Annotated in this window: 20 protein-coding genes and 1 tRNA gene; 1 reads left to right on the top strand and 20 read right to left on the bottom strand. The window is 58.7% G+C overall.

Features of this window, described 5'->3' with window-relative positions; translation table 11 throughout:
- From J5M73_RS15650 to J5M73_RS15735, 18 genes are all read right to left on the bottom strand, one after another.
- Positions 1–1,239, bottom strand: a complete 1,239-nt coding sequence (locus J5M73_RS15650; RefSeq protein ID WP_102860564.1) for an aspartate aminotransferase family protein — start codon at positions 1,237–1,239, stop codon at positions 1–3.
- A 451-nt stretch (positions 1,240–1,690) separates the two neighbouring features.
- Positions 1,691–1,766 (bottom strand) — tRNA-Lys (locus J5M73_RS15655).
- Between the two features lie 63 nt (positions 1,767–1,829).
- On the bottom strand, positions 1,830–2,531 hold the full coding sequence (queC, locus tag J5M73_RS15660) for a 7-cyano-7-deazaguanine synthase QueC (protein WP_102860563.1): 702 nt from the start codon (positions 2,529–2,531) through the stop codon (positions 1,830–1,832).
- Position 2,532: 1 nt separating this feature from the next.
- Entirely contained in the window at positions 2,533–3,180 is a 648-nt protein-coding gene (gene queE, locus J5M73_RS15665) for a 7-carboxy-7-deazaguanine synthase QueE (protein ID WP_102860562.1), read from the bottom strand.
- Positions 3,181–3,347: 167 nt separating this feature from the next.
- The gene (ybgF, locus tag J5M73_RS15670; protein WP_102860561.1) at positions 3,348–4,169 is read right to left on the bottom strand and encodes a tol-pal system protein YbgF; all 822 of its coding nucleotides are present in this window, start codon (positions 4,167–4,169) and stop codon (positions 3,348–3,350) included.
- A gap of 6 nt (positions 4,170–4,175) precedes the next feature.
- Positions 4,176–4,673 (bottom strand): peptidoglycan-associated lipoprotein Pal, encoded by a 498-nt coding sequence (gene pal, locus J5M73_RS15675; RefSeq protein ID WP_003227510.1) that lies wholly within the window; start codon positions 4,671–4,673, stop codon positions 4,176–4,178.
- A 53-nt stretch (positions 4,674–4,726) separates the two neighbouring features.
- Positions 4,727–6,007 (bottom strand): Tol-Pal system beta propeller repeat protein TolB, encoded by a 1,281-nt coding sequence (gene tolB, locus J5M73_RS15680; RefSeq protein WP_170001676.1) that lies wholly within the window; start codon positions 6,005–6,007, stop codon positions 4,727–4,729.
- Between the two features lie 17 nt (positions 6,008–6,024).
- Entirely contained in the window at positions 6,025–7,086 is a 1,062-nt protein-coding gene (tolA, locus tag J5M73_RS15685; protein WP_102860559.1) for a cell envelope integrity protein TolA, read from the bottom strand.
- Complete coding sequence (tolR, locus tag J5M73_RS15690; RefSeq protein ID WP_011063015.1) at positions 7,086–7,538, bottom strand: protein TolR; 453 nt, start codon at positions 7,536–7,538, stop codon at positions 7,086–7,088. Before tolR ends, tolA begins: the two co-directional genes overlap by 1 nt.
- A gap of 13 nt (positions 7,539–7,551) precedes the next feature.
- Positions 7,552–8,247: a protein TolQ gene (gene tolQ, locus J5M73_RS15695; protein WP_011063016.1), complete on the bottom strand. Its 696-nt coding sequence runs from the start codon at positions 8,245–8,247 to the stop codon at positions 7,552–7,554.
- Positions 8,237–8,704 (bottom strand): tol-pal system-associated acyl-CoA thioesterase, encoded by a 468-nt coding sequence (gene ybgC / locus J5M73_RS15700; protein WP_102860558.1) that lies wholly within the window; start codon positions 8,702–8,704, stop codon positions 8,237–8,239. Before ybgC ends, tolQ begins: the two co-directional genes overlap by 11 nt.
- Before the next feature lie 138 nt (positions 8,705–8,842).
- Positions 8,843–9,901 carry a Holliday junction branch migration DNA helicase RuvB gene (ruvB, locus tag J5M73_RS15705; protein WP_011063018.1) on the bottom strand — a complete coding sequence of 353 codons (1,059 nt, stop codon included), beginning with the start codon at positions 9,899–9,901 and terminating at the stop codon, positions 8,843–8,845.
- A complete protein-coding gene (gene ruvA, locus J5M73_RS15710) occupies positions 9,902–10,510 on the bottom strand; it encodes a Holliday junction branch migration protein RuvA (protein ID WP_110594877.1) in 609 nt (202 codons plus the stop codon).
- Positions 10,511–10,624: 114 nt separating this feature from the next.
- Entirely contained in the window at positions 10,625–11,149 is a 525-nt protein-coding gene (gene ruvC / locus J5M73_RS15715; protein ID WP_016963215.1) for a crossover junction endodeoxyribonuclease RuvC, read from the bottom strand.
- A 129-nt stretch (positions 11,150–11,278) separates the two neighbouring features.
- On the bottom strand, positions 11,279–12,025 hold the full coding sequence (locus J5M73_RS15720; protein WP_102860556.1) for a YebC/PmpR family DNA-binding transcriptional regulator: 747 nt from the start codon (positions 12,023–12,025) through the stop codon (positions 11,279–11,281).
- A gap of 112 nt (positions 12,026–12,137) precedes the next feature.
- Complete coding sequence (aspS, locus tag J5M73_RS15725; RefSeq protein ID WP_011063022.1) at positions 12,138–13,913, bottom strand: aspartate--tRNA ligase; 1,776 nt, start codon at positions 13,911–13,913, stop codon at positions 12,138–12,140.
- A 95-nt stretch (positions 13,914–14,008) separates the two neighbouring features.
- On the bottom strand, positions 14,009–14,230 hold the full coding sequence (locus tag J5M73_RS15730; protein ID WP_207815848.1) for a zinc ribbon domain-containing protein: 222 nt from the start codon (positions 14,228–14,230) through the stop codon (positions 14,009–14,011).
- A gap of 188 nt (positions 14,231–14,418) precedes the next feature.
- Entirely contained in the window at positions 14,419–14,892 is a 474-nt protein-coding gene (locus J5M73_RS15735) for a Dps family protein (protein ID WP_011063023.1), read from the bottom strand.
- Between the two features lie 464 nt (positions 14,893–15,356).
- On the opposite strand from J5M73_RS15735, the gene J5M73_RS32065 reads away from it, so the two are divergent.
- A complete protein-coding gene (locus J5M73_RS32065) occupies positions 15,357–15,962 on the top strand; it encodes a cold-shock protein (RefSeq protein WP_102860555.1) in 606 nt (201 codons plus the stop codon).
- A gap of 66 nt (positions 15,963–16,028) precedes the next feature.
- Here the strand turns inward: J5M73_RS32065 and J5M73_RS15745 are convergent, their stop codons facing one another.
- Together J5M73_RS15745 and J5M73_RS15750 are read right to left on the bottom strand one after the other, a co-directional pair.
- Positions 16,029–16,235: a SlyX family protein gene (locus J5M73_RS15745; protein WP_207815850.1), complete on the bottom strand. Its 207-nt coding sequence runs from the start codon at positions 16,233–16,235 to the stop codon at positions 16,029–16,031.
- 3 nt (positions 16,236–16,238) lie between these two features.
- Positions 16,239–16,664 carry an HIT domain-containing protein gene (locus tag J5M73_RS15750; RefSeq protein ID WP_102860553.1) on the bottom strand — a complete coding sequence of 142 codons (426 nt, stop codon included), beginning with the start codon at positions 16,662–16,664 and terminating at the stop codon, positions 16,239–16,241.
- Positions 16,665–17,479: the final 815 nt, after the last annotated feature.

Here is a 17,479-nt window from a genome sequence, read left to right on the forward strand (position 1 = left end):
TTAGAGGGAGCGGCAAACGCCCTGCAGCGTCTGCATGAATGCCTGGATTTCCTGCCGGGAGATGCTCAGTGGCGGGGTCAGCTTGACCGTCGCCGGATTGCGTCCGCCGGTGCGCACGATCACGCCGTGCTCCAGCAGGCGGTTGCGCAGGGCCAGTACATCACCGCCCTGACCCTGGCCCTCGAAATCGAAGGCGAGCATCAGGCCGCGACCGCGCACATTGACCAAACGCGCATCCTGCGCCCCCTGTTCCTCGAGGGCCTGGCGCAGATAGGCGCCGTTGCTCGCCGCCCACTCCCAGGGTTGTTCCTGGTGATAGATGTCCAGCACCTTGGAGGCCACGGCGCAGGCCAGGGGCATCAGGGTGAAGGTGGAGGAATGCTCGGCATACCCCAGGCAGTCCACCAACTCCGGGCGGCCCACCACTGCAGAAATCGGCAGGCCGTTGCCCAGGGCCTTGCCCAGGACCAGCAAGTCCGGCAGTAGCTGCGGGTTGCTGAAAAATGGGGTCCCGGTGCGACCGAAACCGGTGTAGATCTCATCGAAGATGGTGATCACGCCGAAGGTCTTGCCCAGTTCGACAATCGCTTCGAGCAACGCCTGGGGCACCGGGTACATGCCTTCCGCCGCCTGGATCGGTTCGATGATCAGCGCCGCCGGCAAGCGATTGGCCTGCTGCGCCTGGCGCAGATCCTCGGCCAGTTGCTCGCGCCACAAGGCGGCTCGGGCCGGGTCCTGGTCGGCGTCATAATCCAGGGCCAGGGCGGTCAGTTGCAGGCTGTCGCTACCGGCAAGGTGCTTGCGAAAACCGCGGTTGGAGGTCACCGACAAGGCGCCCTGGGTCTTGCCATGGAAGGAATTGTGGAAATACATCACACCCGGGCGTCCGGTCGCGGCGCGGGCGATTTTCAGCGCTACCTCGATCGCCTCGGCACCGGTGACCGCGGCAAACACCGAAGCTTGCGCGTAGGGCACCAGGCCCTCCAGCTTGGCCACCACTTCATGGCGCTGCGGGTTGTCGATATTCCAGCCGGTATGAATCAGCAGTTCGGATTGACGCTTGAGGGCCTCGACCAGGTCATCGCGCTGATAACCCAGGTTGGCGGCGCCGCTGCCACCGGACATGTCGAGAAAGGATTTGCCCTGCTCATCGTAAAGAAAGCATCCCTTGCCACGAACAACGGAAGGGCTGGAGGGGGCGCTGCGCTTAACGGATATTGCAACCGCTTCTGTGAACATCCTGTCACCTTGAGTAAGCCGGGCTTGTGACTCACGCACATACTCAGGGGCAGATTCGTGCAGGCAGGGCAAAGCCCTGCTGGTTGCGAAGTTACCGACCCTGGTACGTGTTCTCCTTGCCAGGGACGCAACCCCTGTCGGCAATGGCGGCAAGATTTACGCGGGAGGCATTTGCACTGTCAACGAGACCCGCACTTATTTCGAATTTAAAGCGATAACCACTGAAAAAAAGTGGGAATTCAGATAAAGCCCCTGAATTTATCAAGGTTTTTAGGGAGGAGTCGGGCTACCGGCAAAAGGCCAGTCTTTATAGAAACACGGGGTCTTTGAGTCGTGGGGGGAGTTGGTGAGTTGAACCATCGCAGCGCGGCAGGGACGTTTTTGCAAGGCAAAAAAAAACCCGGAAATCCTCACTTGCGTGGGCCTTCCGGATTTTCTAAACCGCCAAATATGGTGGGTCGTGTGGGATTCGAACCTACGACCAATTGGTTAAAAGCCAACTGCTCTACCAACTGAGCTAACGACCCGCTGTGTGGTGGCGCGTATAATACTGATTTCTAACGGGAATTCAACACCCTATGTGAAAAAAATCAAAAATAAGGTGTTGGATCGCTGATACCGGCTGCATTGAAGCCCTCCGCACGCAGACGGCAGCTGTCACATTTACCGCACGCATGCCCCCTGTCGTCCGCCTGGTAGCAGGAAACCGTCAGCCCGTAATCCACTCCCAGGCGCACCCCGGCCTTGATGATCTCGGCCTTGCTGAGGTTCTGCAGAGGCGCCTGGATACGGAAGCCCTGCCCTTCGACACCGGCCTTGGTCGCCAGATTGGCCATGCGCTCGAACGCTTCGACGAACTCGGGACGGCAATCCGGGTAGCCGGAGTAATCCACGGCGTTGACGCCAATGAAGATATCCCGCGCCTCCAGGACTTCCGCCCAGCCCAGAGCCAGGGACAGGAATACAGTGTTACGTGCCGGCACATAAGTCACCGGAATACCTTCACCGGGAGTTTCCGGCACATCAATGGAACTGTCAGTCAGTGCCGAGCCGCCAATACCGTTGAGGTTCAGGCCAATCACCTTGTGCTCCACCACGCCCAGATCCCGCGCCACGCGCTCGGCAGCGTGCAACTCGGCACGATGGCGCTGGCCGTAATCGAAACTCATGGTGTAGCAGCGGTAGCCTTCGGCGCGGGCCATGGCCACCACGGTGGCCGAGTCCAGGCCACCGGAGAGCAGGATCACTGCACGCTTTTCGGTCAAGGTTTGGTTCTGTGCTTGCTCAGTCATGTCAGCGCCCCGGCTCATCATTCCAAAGGTATTTGTGCAGCTGCAATTGCAGGCGTACCGGCAGGTTGTCAGCGACGATCCAGTCCGCCAGGTCCCGTGCATTCAGGTCGTGATGGCTCGGCGAAAACAGCACTTCGCCGGCACGTCGCTCAAGGCCGTACTGGATCAGCTTGGACACGGCCCAGTCATAGTCCTCGCGGGAACAGATGACAAACTTGACCTGATCGTTGGCGGTCAGCAGCTCGATGTTCTCGTAGCGATTGCGATGAGCTTCCTTGGAGCCCGGCGTCTTCAGATCAAGGATCCGACTGACGCGCTGATCCACGGCCGAGATATCCAGGGCGCCGCTGGTTTCCAGCGACACTTCATAACCGGCATCGCACAGCTGCTTGAGCAAGGGAATGGCATTGGGTTGGGCCAACGGCTCGCCGCCGGTGACGCAGACGTAACGCGGACGGAAATCGGCAACCTGCTCCAGCAGGCTGTCGAGAGTACGCAGGGTGCCGCCGCTGAAGGCGTAGGCACTGTCGCAGTATTGGCAACGCAACGGACAACCGGTCAGGCGCACAAAAACCGTGGGCAGCCCGGCAGTCCGAGTTTCCCCCTGCAACGAGTAGAAAACTTCGGTGATTCTCAATGTGTCTTGCATAGTCGCCACGGGCGTAACAGCTAAACAGGCTGTCCGCCTCCGTCAGGCACTTCAAGGAACCCCGCCATCGCGCAGATCCCAGGAAGCGTGTTTCAGAAAAAAGGGCATGGATTCTAACGAAAAAACCCGCGGCAAGCGCGGGTTTCTTGTAACGGCCGCCAACGCATTTACATGCGTTGCAGATCCCGTTGTGCCAACTGAGCGGCAGAAGTGCCCGGATACTGGGCTACCACCTGCTGCAGAATGCCTTTGACCCGGTCGGTATGACCCAGGCGGCGCTCTACATCAGCCAGCTTGTACAGCGAGTCCGGCACCTTGGCGTGCTTGGGATACAGCTGGGAAACCTTGGCGAACGCCTGACCTGCGCCTTGCAGATCGCCCTTGGCCAGGTTCACTTCACCCAGCCAGTACTGGGCATTGCCGGCGTACTGACTGTTGGGGTACTTGCGCAGGAATGCCGAGAAAGCTTGGCTCGCCTTGTCGAAATCCTTGGCTTTGATCAGGTCGAAGGCAGCATCGTAATAGAGCTTTTCCTTGGCCGGATCACCGGGTTCGCTGCTGGCAGCTGGTGCCTGGGCAGCAGCGCCGGCGGCACCGGCGGCATTGCTATCGCCACCGGCAGAAGAATTCTCAGGAGTCGCGGCAGGTGCAACACCGCTTCCTATGCGCCGATCAAGATCCTGGTATCGCTCCAGGCTTTCTTGCTTCATGCGCGCTACATCATTTTGCAGAACTTCGATCACACCTTGCTGCCGTGCAATCTGCTCCTGCATTTGCTGCAGTTGCTGGAACAGCTCGCCCTGTGCCGAGACAGGGGGCGAAACCCCTCCCCCGGCATAGGCGCCGTTCGTGCCATAACCCGCTGGCGGATAACTGCTCCCGCTATTGTTATAGCCGGAGTTGTTATCGACCACAGGAACCGCAGACCACGCCACAAGCGGCGTGAGACTGAGAGCCAAAATAGTTACAGCACGACGGCACGTTCGCATGACGAATTACTTACGCAGTTCGACGCGACGGTTTTGAGCCCAGGACTGCTCGTCGTGGCCAGTAGCAACTGGACGCTCTTTACCGTAGGAAACCAGCTCCAGCTGTGCAGGGGAAACGCCCTGCAGAACCAGGTAGCGCTGAACGGCTTTCGCACGACGCTCGCCCAGAGCCATGTTGTACTCACGAGTACCACGTTCGTCGGTGTTGCCTTCCAGAACAACGCGAGCGCCGTTTGCTTTCAGGTCTTTGGCGTGAACGTCCAGAGCGCGCATGGCTTCTGGCTTCAGGTCCGAGCTGTCGTATTCGAAGTAGAAGGTGGTGATTGCGCGCAGAGCAGCTTCTTCGCTCAGGGAGCCATCAACAGCACCAGTGTTAGCGCCGTAACCAGCGTTTGGATCAACAGCGCCTTCGCCGGCGTTGTCGCCACCTTTGGAGGAGCAACCTACAGCCACAGCCATGGCCAGAGCCAGCGCAGCAAACTTACCAAACTTCAACATTTCCATCGTGAAACTCCTAATGAACCCCAGTGTGTTAAGTGAAACATTGTAGCGCCGCGTCAGTTCAGGTAAGGGGACCAGGACGGTTCTCTGACTTCGCCTTGAGCGGTAGGAAGCGGGAGCCTCACACGTCCATTAATGGACACGAGCATCAAGACTCCCCGGCCCTGCTGGCGGGTGGCGTAGATTACCATGGTGCCGTTGGGCGCAACAGTAGCTGACTCATCAAGGTTGGTGTCTGTAAGGATTTTTACGCTACCGCGCTGCAAATCCTGAGCCGCCACCCGGAAGTTGGTGAAACCATCCTGGCGGTGAATCATTACCAGGGTCTTTTCGTCAGCAGAAAGTTTCGGGTTGGCGTTGTAGTTACCAATAAAGGTCACACGCTCGGCGCCACCACCGTTGATATTGCTTTTATAGACCTGCGGCTTGCCGCCACGGTCGGATGTGAAATAGATGGTGGAACCATCCTTGCCCCAGAACGGCTCGGTATTGATGCCCGGGCCACTGGTGACACGGCTGATTTGCCGGGATGCCATGTTCATCACATAGATATCCGGGTTGCCATCCTTGGACAGCACGAATGCCAGGCGGCTGCCATCAGGCGACCAGGCAGGTGCACCGTTCAAGCCTTCGAAGTTGGTGATCTGCTCACGACGCCCGGTATCGATGTGCTGGACGAAGATGCGCGGACGCTTCTGCTCGAACGACACGTACGCAATGCGCTTGCCATCCGGTGCAAAACGCGGCGACAGAATCGGCTCGCGGGACTGCAACAGAGTCACGGCCCGCGCACCGTCGTAGTCCGAACGCTGCAGGGTGTAACGGGTGTTGTTCACCGAAAAGCGCTCAGCCGTCACATACAGCAGGCGCGTCGAGAACGCGCCCTTGATGCCGGTGAGCTTTTCAAAGGACTGGTCGGAAATGTAGTGCGACATGTCACGCAACTGATCGACGCTGCCCGACACGCTACCGGTCAGCACTTGCTGCTCGGTGGCGACGTTGAACAGTGCGTATTGCACCTGCAGGCGACCACCCGCTGGAACAATGCTGCCGACCATCACGTACTGCGCGCCCAGGGCTTTCCAGTCACGGAAGATGACTTCGCTGGCCTGGGTCGGCAGGCTGATCATGTTCTGCTTGGGGATAGGTGCGTAGTAACCCGAGTTGCGCAGGTCGTCACCGATGATCTGCGCCATGTCGTCCGGCAGCACGCTACCGCCCTGCCAGCCAAACGGCACTACCGCGATCGGAGTGGCCCGATCACTGCCGCTGGTGACCAGAATGTTTTTTTCATCCGCTGCCGCTATCCCTGCCATACAGCAAATAACGACAAGCATTCCTCGAAGAAGGTTTCTCACAAGGCTAGATCCTCAGGTGTGAATGTCATCTTGAATGAACGATAGGGAGCGAAGTCCTTCGGACTCAAACCCTGCATTTCTGTCAAACGCCCAATATTCTTGACTGCCGCCACCGCCGAAGCGTCGAACGGACCATCACCACTGGACTTGATCACGCTAACCGTAGTCACCGTGCCATCAGGCAACATGCCGATCCGCAGTTCCACCGTCATGCCCTTGCGCGCCGAAGGAGGACGAGCCCAGCCTTCCGCTGCACGGATACGAATCAGGTCATCGAAACTGCCCGCGACACTGTCCCCCACCTCATCCGACTTCGTGGCTTCACGCTCCGGCGTATCGGATAGCAAGTCTGCCAGGGCCTGAGCCTTTTTCTCTTCGGCAGATTTGCGCGCTGCTTCCTGGGCCTTTTTCTTCGCGGCGTCGGCAGCAGCTTTTTTCTTCGCATCCTCAGCGATCTTTTTCTTCGCCTCGTCAGCTTCAGCTTTCTTCTTCGCGTCTTCCGCGGCTTTCTTCTTCGCGTCTTCGACGATTTTCTTCTTCGCTTCTTCAGCGGCCTTTTTCTTGGCCTCTTCTTCCGCGGCTTTCTTGGCTTCTTCTTCGGCTTTCTTCTTGGCTACATCAGCCAATTGCTTCTCTTCAGCCTTCTTGGCTTCCGCAGCTTTCTTGGCTTCATCAGCCTTCTTCGCCTCGTCAGCTTTCTTGGCTTCATCGGCCTTTTTCGCTTCCGCGGCCTTTTGAGCAGCCTCTTCTTTCTTTTGTTCCGCAGCCTTGATCTCTTCCTGCTCGACCTTCTTCTGCTCCAACTGCTCGGCTTCGGTCTGACGCGCGGCGGATTTCTTCGCCTCACCCGCAATTTTTTGATTGGTCTGGGTGGTCGCCGGGCTCTTGGATTTCAGCTGATACAGGGTCGCCTGGACGATCGGCTTGGCCGGGGGCAATTCCGGGGTCATGGCGAAGCTGACGAACAGCATGCCAAACACCAGCACGTGCAAGGCAATTGCCCAGACACTAGGCCAGAAGTAGCTTTCCGAGGCGGACGGCTCTCGCTGTTGGTGCATCAGGGCGCCTCGGTAATCAAGCCAACGTTACCGACTCCGGCTTTCTGCAGGCCGCCCATGGCACCCATCACGGCGCCGTAGTCGACGGATTTATCACCGCGAATGAACACCTGGGTGTGTTTGCCGCCTTCGTTGCCGGCACGGATGATCTTGGTCACCGCGTCGGTCATCTGCGGCAAGGTCATCGCCTTGTCCTGTTGCTTTTCGGTGTCGACTTCACTGCCAAGGTTCCAGTAGTAGGTCTTGTCAGCCTTGATCGAAATGGTCAGTACCTGGGTGTTGTTGTCCTGGGGCAAGGCTTCACTGGAAACCTTGGGCAGATCAACTTTCACGCCCTGGTTGAGCATCGGCGCGGTCACCATGAAGATAACCAGCAGTACCAACATCACGTCGATGTAGGGCACCACGTTCATCTCGGCAACCGGCTTGCGTTTGTGGCGAACTCGGGCCATTGGGTTTACCTGCTCACTCTTCGCTGGTGTGCACTTTACGGTGCAGGATCGCCTGGAACTCGTCGGCGAAGGTGTAGTAGCGGCTGATCAGCGTCTCGCCACGAGCGGCGAAACGGTTGTAGGCGATCACCGCCGGGATGGCCGCGAACAGGCCGATGGCCGTAGCGATCAGGGCTTCGGCGATACCCGGGGCCACAGTGGCCAGGGTCGCTTGCTGTGCCTGAGCCAGGCCGCGGAAGGAGTTCATGATCCCCCAGACAGTACCGAACAGACCGATGTACGGGCTGACCGAACCGACGGTGGCGAGGAACGGCAGGCTCTGTTCGAGCTTTTCTTCTTCGCGGGAAATCGCTACACGCATGGCGCGGGCCACGCCTTCCATGACCGCTTCAGGATCGACGCCTGGTTGCTGGCGCAGACGGGAGAACTCCTTGAAACCGGCACGGAAGATCTGCTCTACGCCCGAATCCGGGTCAGGGTTGCTGCCCGCCTGACGGTACAGCTTGGACAGGTCGATACCGGACCAGAAGCGCTCTTCGAAGCTCTCCAGGGCACGTCGACCGGCGCGCAGCAGGTTGCTGCGCTGAAAGATCATGATCCATGAAGTCACCGATGCGGCAACCAGGGTCAGCATTACCAACTGCACTACAACGCTGGCATTGCTGACCAGGCTCCACATGGAGGAATGGTCGACGACGTTAGCTTCCACGCTTTATCTCCTGCTCTGAGTGTGTACCCGCGCTGCTCTCGTCGGCAAAGGCCGTACGCAGAGCGTCTGGAATGGCGCGGGGTTTGAAAGTGTCGGCGCGCACACAGGCCACCAAAAACTGCCCTTCACAGAGCAGCGCATTATCCGTGGATCGCCTGACCTGCTGAGTGAAGCGCAGGCTGACCCGGTTCAATTCGGTGACTTGGGCACTGACCAGAAGCTCGTCGTCCAGTCGCGCCGGCGCGTGATAACGCGCTTCGCTGGAATGCACGACGAATAACAGGTTCTCCCCTGCCAGCTGCGATTGGGCAAAGCCCAAGTGTCGTAGCCGCTCGGTTCGAGCCCGCTCCATAAACTTAAGGTAATTAACGTAATACACGATGCCGCCAGCATCGGTGTCCTCGTAATAAACGCGACAACGATGTGCGAACGGCTCAAGCCCGTTTTGCGCGCGCATACTCTAGTGCTTACTCCTCAGGTTGCCAATCCGGCCAGGCAACTGTTTTTTCATTCTTGAACGACTTTTCGTGAAGTTTTAACGACGCCAGTCCCTAGGACAGCACAAACCCCGAATAAATCGACAAGGCGCGGGTTACTAATCGTCCACGGCATCGAGGAATTCGTCTACCACGGGCATGTCCCCCATTCGTGACGGAATGTTTAGACCGAAGTGCAGGTACGCATGCCGGGTCACCACACGACCACGAGGGGTACGCATGATGTAGCCCTGCTGGATCAGGTACGGTTCCAGCACATCCTCGATGGTATGACGCTCTTCGCTGATGGCCGCAGCCAGGCTGTCGACCCCTACCGGGCCACCGTCGAACTTCTCGATCATGGTCAGCAGTAGACGCCGGTCCTGGTGGTCGAAGCCACGCTCATCAACGTCCAGCAGGTTCAGTGCCAGATCAGCGATCGGCTTGGTGATATGGCCCTTGGCTCGCACTTCGGCAAAATCCCGCACCCGGCGCAATAGCCGATTGGCGATCCGCGGAGTACCCCGGGCACGCCGAGCCACCTCGAAGGCGCCCTCCGGGTCCAACGGCAAGCCGAGAATGCCGGCGGAACGACTGACAATAGTCGCCAGATCCGCCGTGCTGTAGAACTCCAGGCGCTGGACGATACCGAAACGATCGCGCAACGGGTTGGTCAGCATCCCCGCACGCGTGGTCGCCCCCACCAGAGTGAACGGCGGCAGGTCCAGTTTGATCGAGCGCGCCGCAGGGCCTTCGCCGATCATGATGTCGAGCTGGAAGTCCTCCATGGCCGGGTACAGCACTTCCTCGACGATCGGCGACAGCCGATGAATCTCGTCGATAAACAGTACGTCATGGGGTTCAAGATTGGTCAGCAGCGCCGCCAGATCACCAGGGCGCTCCAGCACCGGGCCGGAAGTGCTCTTGATCGATACCCCCATTTCCTCGGCAATGATGTTGGCCAGGGTGGTCTTGCCCAGCCCCGGAGGGCCGAAGATCAAGGTGTGATCCAAAGACTCGTTGCGCCCGCGGGCCGCCTGGATGAACAGCTCCATCTGCTCGCGCACGCTAGGCTGGCCAATATAGTCGGCCAGACTGACTGGACGAATCGCCCGGTCCTGGATTTCCTCGCGCTCACGGGGGCCCGTGGCGGCGATCAGACGGTCAGCTTCAATCACTTAAATCATTCCCTTCAGGGCTCGGCGGATCATGTCTTCACTGCTCAAGCCTTTGTCTTTGATCGCGGAAACCGCCTTGCTGGCTTCCTGCGGCTTGTAGCCCAGGGAGATCAGCGCACTGACCGCATCCGACTCGGCGCTGGCCACCGGCACCGGCGCATCCGGCTGGTTCGGCACCAGGGCAAACATGCTCGGTACGGTTTCCCAGGCTTTGAAGCGGTCCTTGAGCTCCACCAGCAAGCGCTCGGCGGTTTTCTTGCCGACTCCGGGCACCTTGGTCAAGGCCGAGGTGTCCTGGGCCTGCACGCAACGCACCAGCTCATCCACCTCAAGGCTGGACATCAAGGCCAGGGCCAGTTTCGGGCCCACACCGTTGAGACGGATCAACTCGCGGAAAAAGTCTCGCTCGCGCTTGCTGGCGAAGCCGTAGAGTAACTGCGCATCCTCGCGGACGACCAAATGGGTGTGCAAGGTCAGGGGTTCGCCGACCGACGGCAGGCGATACAGGGTGGTCATCGGCACTTCGACTTCATACCCCAGCCCATTTACATCAAGAATCAGGTGCGGCGGCTGTTTCTCAGCCAGAGTGCCGCGCAAGCGTCCAATCACGTTTCAGATCCTTAGGCGATGGCCAGCCCGCAGCTGGCGACTCACAGAGCAAGCGTGCGGGCCGGGGACTCGGCCGCGCAACGCTCCACTCCTAAAATGACTGCGCTGATGCTATCAGAGACGCAAGCGACCGCCACGACTGCGTGCCGTTCCCAGCCCATGAGGCAGCAGACTGGAACGGGTGTGGGCGTGACAGATGGCGATGGCCAGGGCGTCCGAGGCATCGATCTGCGGCTTGGTGGTCAATTTGAGCAAGTGCATGACCATCATTTGCACCTGTTCCTTATTGGCGCCACCGGTACCGGCCACGGCCTGCTTGACCTGGGTGGCGGTGTACTCGGCAATCTCCAGTCCTTCTTCGGCGCCGGCGACAATCGCCGCGCCACGTGCCTGACCGAGCTTCAGCGCCGAGTCGGCATTGCGCGCCATGAACACCTTCTCGATCCCCATGGTCACCGGACCGTAGGTCTGGATGACCTCACGAACACCGCGATAGACGATCTGCAGCCGTTCGGGCAATTCGCCGGCGCCGGTACGGATGCAACCGGAGGCCACGTACACACAGCCGCGCCCCGTGTCTCGAACCACGCCATAGCCGGTAATGCGCGAACCGGGGTCGATGCCAAGAATAAGAGTCATAACGCCTGCTGCTTGAATAAAGAGGCTTGCCGGCCACGACCGGAACAGCGAAAAGGCAGAAGCCGGAGGCACCCCGCCGCGTAACACTCGCGGCTTCGCACATCCGGCCTCAAGGTTAGTGCAGTTGAATCAGCCGAGCTGCTCGGCAACCGACTCAGGAATATCGGCGTTGGAATAGACGTTCTGCACGTCATCCAGGTCTTCCAGCATGTCGATCAGCTTGAGAACCTTTTCCGCGCCTTCCAGATCCAGTTCGGCACTGGTGGTGGGCAGCATGACGATTTCTGCGTCCGCAGCAGTGAAACCTGCCGCTTCCAGGGCATTGCGCACGCCATAGAAACCGGCGAACGAGGTGAACACGTCGATGGAACCGTCTTCGTTGGTGACCACGTCGTCGGCATCGGCTTCCATCGCTGCTTCCATCAGCGCGTCTTCATCGACACCTTCGGCGAAGGTGATCTGCCCCTTGCGCTCGAACAGATAGGCCACCGAACCGTCGGTGCCCAGATTGCCGCCGCACTTGCTGAAGGCATGACGAACAGCAGCCGCTGTACGGTTGCGGTTGTCGGTCATGCATTCGACCATCACCGCCACGCCGTTGGGGCCGTAACCTTCATAAGTCAGCTCGACCACGTCGTCGCTGCCGGCAGCGCCGGTGCCACGGGCGATGGCACGATCGATGATGTCGCGACTCATGTTGGCGCCCAGGGCCTTGTCCAGGGCCAGGCGCAGGCGTGGATTGGAGTTCGGATCGCCACCGCCCTGGCGGGCGGCAACAGTCAGCTCACGAATCCACTTGGTGAAGATCTTGCCTCTCTTGGCATCCTGACGCTCTTTGCGGTGCTTGATGTTCGCCCACTTGGAATGACCTGCCATAACTTGCTCCAAATTCTCTTTGAAACATCGCCCGTGCCACTTGGCGGGTACGGGCAACAAAAACTCGACCCATAGAAAAAGCGCACCCGAAGGTGCGCCTTATCGGGCCGGCTTATTCAGCCTTAGGCTGTTCACGCAGACGGATGTGCAGCTCGCGCAGAGCCTTGGCATCCACCAGACCCGGTGCCTGAGTCATGACGCAGGCCGCGCTCTGGGTTTTCGGGAAGGCGATCACTTCACGGATCGACTGGGCGCCGGTCATCAGCATCACCAGACGGTCCAGACCGAAGGCCAGGCCACCGTGCGGCGGCGCGCCGTATTTGAGGGCGTCCAGCAGGAAGCCGAACTTCTCTTCCTGCTCGGCTTCGCTGATACCCAGCAGGCGGAACACCGCTTGCTGCATTTCCTTGCGGTGGATACGGATCGAACCGCCACCCAGCTCGGTGCCGTTCAGAACCATGTCGTAAGCGCGCGACAGAGCAGTAGCCGGGTTGGCTTCCAGCTCTTCAGGCGAGCATTTCGGTGCGGTGAACGGGTGGTGCAAGGCGGTGAAGCTACCGTCGTCGTTCTCTTCGAACATCGGGAAGTCGACTACCCACATCGGAGCCCATTCGCAGGTCAGCAGGTTCAGGTCGTGACCGAGCTTGATGCGCAGGGCGCCCAGGGCTTCGCTGACGATCTTGGCCTTGTCGGCACCAAAGAACACGATATCGCCGTCGACCGCACCCACGCGATCCAGGATCACGTTCAGGTTGGCTTCCGGAATGTTTTTCACGATCGGCGATTGCAGGCCTTCAACACCCTTGGCGCGCTCGTTGACCTTGATGTACGCCAGGCCCTTGGCACCGTAGATGCCGACAAACTTGGTGTAATCATCGATCTGCTTGCGCGGCATGCTCGCCCCGCCAGGAACGCGCAGGGCGGCGATACGGCATTTCGGATCGTTGGCCGGGCCGCTGAAGACCTTGAATTCCACTTCCTTGAGCTGGTCGGCAACGTCCACCAGTTCCAGCGGGTTGCGCAGGTCCGGCTTGTCGGAACCGTAGCGACGCATGGCTTCTTCAAAGGTCATGTGCGGGAATTCGCCGAACTCCAGACCCAGCACTTCCTTGAACAGGTTGCGGATCATGCCTTCGGTCAGGCCCATGATGTCTTTTTCGTCGAGGAAGCTGGTCTCGATGTCGATCTGAGTGAACTCAGGCTGACGGTCGGCACGCAGGTCTTCGTCACGGAAGCACTTGGCGATCTGGTAGTAGCGGTCGAAGCCGGCCACCATCAGCAACTGTTTGAACAGCTGTGGCGATTGCGGCAGGGCGAAGAAGCTGCCGGCGTGGGTACGGCTCGGCACCAGATAGTCGCGGGCGCCTTCCGGAGTGGCGCGAGTCAGGATCGGGGTTTCCACGTCGAGGAAACCGTTCTCGTCCAGGTAGCGACGGATGCTGGTGGTCATGCGCGAACGCAGACGCAGCTTCTCGGCCATTTCCGGACGGCGCAGGTCGATAAAGCGATAGCGCAGACGGGTTTCTTCACCCACGTCGGAGTATTCGTTGAGCGGGAACGGCGGGGTTTCCGCTTCGTTCAGCACTTCCAGCTCGTAGCCCAGGACTTCGATCATGCCCGAAGCCATGTTGGCGTTGCCGGCACCGGCCGGGCGCAGACGCACCTTGCCGGTGATCTTGACTACGTATTCACTGCGCACGCGGTCGGCGGCGGCGAAGGTTTCAGCGCGGTCCGGGTCGAACACCACCTGGGCCAGACCTTCACGATCACGGATATCGAGGAAAATCACTCCGCCATGGTCACGGCGACGGTGGACCCATCCGCAAAGGGTTACTTCCTGACCTTCCAGGCTTTCGTTCAGTTGGCCGCAATAATGGCTGCGCATCATGGTAGTGGTTTCACTTCTCGTAATTCGAAATTCGATGGAGGCCTTGCGCACCTCAAGGTGCCGGATAGTGCAAGAACTCGCGCGTGTCGTTCAACTTAGTCAGCTTTGTCGCCACCGGCCAGATTCTTCTTGGAGCCGGTCTTGAAGTCGGTTTCATACCAGCCGGTACCGCTGAGACGGAAACCGGGCATGGACAGCATCTTTTTCAGCTCAGGCGCCTGGCAGGCAGGGCAGTCGACCAGCGGCGCGGCGCTGATCTTTTGAATGGCTTCCAACTGATGACCACAGGAAGCGCATTGGTAGTCGTATATGGGCATGGGGGGCGTCTCGGCGATCCAGATTACTGCTTGAACTACAGCCAGAGCCCACGCCAAAGCTCGGGCTACTTAGCAAAGAGCGGGATTATATCCATTAAATCGGCCCTGTGCAGCCGTATGACCATATAGATAGCGGACGCTGTGAAAAGGCGCGAATGACGCCCGGGGCGCCATTCGCGATTACAGGCTTAACGATTTTCCAGCAGAGAACGCAGCATCCATGCGGTTTTTTCATGCACCTGCATACGTTGGGTCAGCAGATCCGCTGTCGGTTCATCGCTGACCTTGTCCAGCAACGGAAAGATGCCGCGGGCGGTGCGGGTTACCGCTTCCTGACCGGCCACCAGCTGCTTGATCATTTCTTCAGCCGCCGGCACGCCCTCCTCCTCCTTGATCGAGGACAGTCGGGCATAAATGGAATAGGCACCCGGAGCCGGGAAGCCCAAGGCACGGATACGTTCGGCAATCAGGTCGACGGCCAGGGCCAGTTCGTTGTATTGCTCCTCGAACATCAGGTGCAGAGTACGAAACTGTGGACCGGTGACGTTCCAATGGAAGTTATGGGTTTTCAGGTACAACACGTAGGTATCCGAAAGCAGACGGGAAAGGCCGTCGACGATGGATTTACGATCTTCTTCGCTGATACCGATATCAATTGCCATGTTTCTCTCCGTTAACGGGATGGATTCACCCAATCAGCTGCCGGACCACTCTAGCAAGAGTACTGCTCGCTCGCCGACCAGGATCGTCGATCAGCCTGCGGTGGATTGTCTCGCGGCCCAGCCAAGGCGTTTAAGCCTTGAGTTCGAGCCGATTTTGACAGCAGGGAAAAACCGACGTTCCTTGGCAAACCCTCTGCCATCCGTCTAGAACAGGCCTTTGCCCAATACTGCGAACCCACCGCCTGAGCCACGGCATTTGCGCCCCCCGCCAACGTGCCGCTGCTGATTTGAGAAGGCCTGGGCTTTGCTGTTAAATAGAGCCCGTGTCGCTGTTGCCTATTTCTTCGGCCAGCGCGCATAGGCTGACACCGCGTACGTAACCACCGCCTCACCTATTTGTTCAGAAGCGAACCGTGCGTAATCAGCTCTTCCTTGTGCTTCCTTCTTAACGTGAGTTAATCAAAATGTTGAAAATAGTCCACCTGCTGACAGGCATTGCAGCTCTGCTGCTGTCCTTGATTCCGAGCCTTAGATCCGACGCAATTCCCTACCTGCAACAACCCGATGCTATTTACCTGGCCCTTTTCGGCCTGCTCAACCTGATCCTCGCTCCAGTTATCCCTTACTGGAACAAAGGCTCGCGCCATCATCTGCAGAACCTGGTCAGTGCCCTGCTGGTGCTGGTTGTGGTCCTGCAAACCCTCACCCTGCTGGCACCCATGCCTGTCATTGGCGGCCAACCGGCAGTCCTGGCCAGTTTGTTGATCGCTGTGCTCGCCGTGGCCCTGCATCTGGCCATCAGCTTTTACAAGTCCTCACCGGCGGCCTCCACCGCGCCTACTTACGACATGAGCAATCGCGATACCGGCACCGTGAAGTGGTTCAACACCTCCAAGGGTTTCGGCTTTATCTCCCGGGACTCCGGGGACGATATCTTCGTGCACTTTCGCGCCATTCGCGGAGAAGGCCACCGTGTCCTGGTAGAAGGCCAGCGCGTAGAGTTTTCGGTGATGAACCGCGACAAGGGCCTGCAAGCCGAAGATGTCATCGCCGCATTGCCACGCCGCTGATCAACGCCCACAAAAAAACCGCGCCAAGGCGCGGTTTTTTTATGCATCAAAGACACCTGCTCTCCCTCAATAATGTGGCGGCGGCGCCTCCTCATCGAAAGATTCGAACTGCCCGACCATTTCTTCCTGACGCTTGAGCAAGGCACTCATCTGCAGCTGCAGGCGTTCCACAACCTTCTGTTGCGATACCAGCACATCGTTCAAGGCTTGAATGGTGTCATCCTGGAACGCCAGACGGCTCTCCAGATCGGTTACACGTTCTTCCAGACTCATAGCTCAGTCCTCCAGAAACTGGAAATCATCGGCCAACACCACCCGCAACCGATCACGGATCGCCTCAACCTGCTGCGCACTATAAGGCTTGGCCGGATGCTTGCCCCAAACCGGCGCGGGCCAGGCGGCATCATCACGCTTACGCACGATCACATGCATATGCAACTGGCTGACCACATTACCCAGGGTCGCCACATTCATCTTGTCGGCGTCGAAGGCGTCCTTGAGCACTTCAGCCAGAGCCGTGGTTTCCCGCCACAGTTGCTGCTGGTCGGTGACATCCAGCTGAAACAACTCACTGATATCTTCCCGACGTGGTACCAGGATGAACCAGGGATAGTTTGCATCATTGGACAGCAACAACCGGCAGAGGGGGAAATCCCCGATGGGCAATGTGTCTTGTTGCAGCCGTGAATCTAAAGTGAACACCGCGCTTACTCCCGCTCAACTCATTCCAACCTGGTTTTCAGCATCAACGGCACTGGCCAGGCGACAGACGCGCAGCATACCTGCGAATGCATCGGGCTTCATGATCAATGAGCCTGAGCCCGGATAGCGCCCCCGCACCACTTGGCAAGGAGCCACCTCAATGCAAGAGCCACGCCCCACAGCAGGACACTTTCCGGCGCTTCGCACCATTTGCGTACAAGGCACAGGAAACACCCGAAAAGTGACTGGCCAAGCCATTGATGTTCCTCACCCTACTTGCCCATGACTGTATGAACCGTGCACAGCGTTGCAAAAGTTTTGCACCAGAATCGTACAGACGGTCTACGCTGGAATCCTCAAGCATCCGCCGTCTACTCACTTTGCAGTGTGCGGCGGTAACGTTTTGGCACGCTGTGCAACTTATTGCACAGCCCTGCACCAGGAAGAGCATGGCGTCAAGCCAAACAAAAAGACGCTTGGAAGAGCGATTTTATGCGGTTTTTACAGGTCAGCATGCCGCCCAGCAGAAAAAACACGGGGCAAAATCGGTTTGTGCACGCTTGTTGCATTCAACCCGACATTGTCTGCGGCGGACCACCCGAAGTGGCCCGTCACAGACTCATAATAATAGTGGCAGGGTTGCCCCGCGGTGCTTTGTAGAGTGTGTACATGGGGGGGGGCTCAATTCCTCGTGATATTGCTTCGAAGAACACTGCATAAGTTGTTGGTCCGAATACAGACTGGCTGCAGAATTGCGACACCAATCGAGCAATTTGCGACAGGGTCGTAAAGAAGCTGAAAGGATAGATAGGCAA

It is taken from the genome of Pseudomonas sp. 50_B (assembly GCF_017491625.1).
Lineage (GTDB): Bacteria > Pseudomonadota > Gammaproteobacteria > Pseudomonadales > Pseudomonadaceae > Aquipseudomonas > Aquipseudomonas danubii.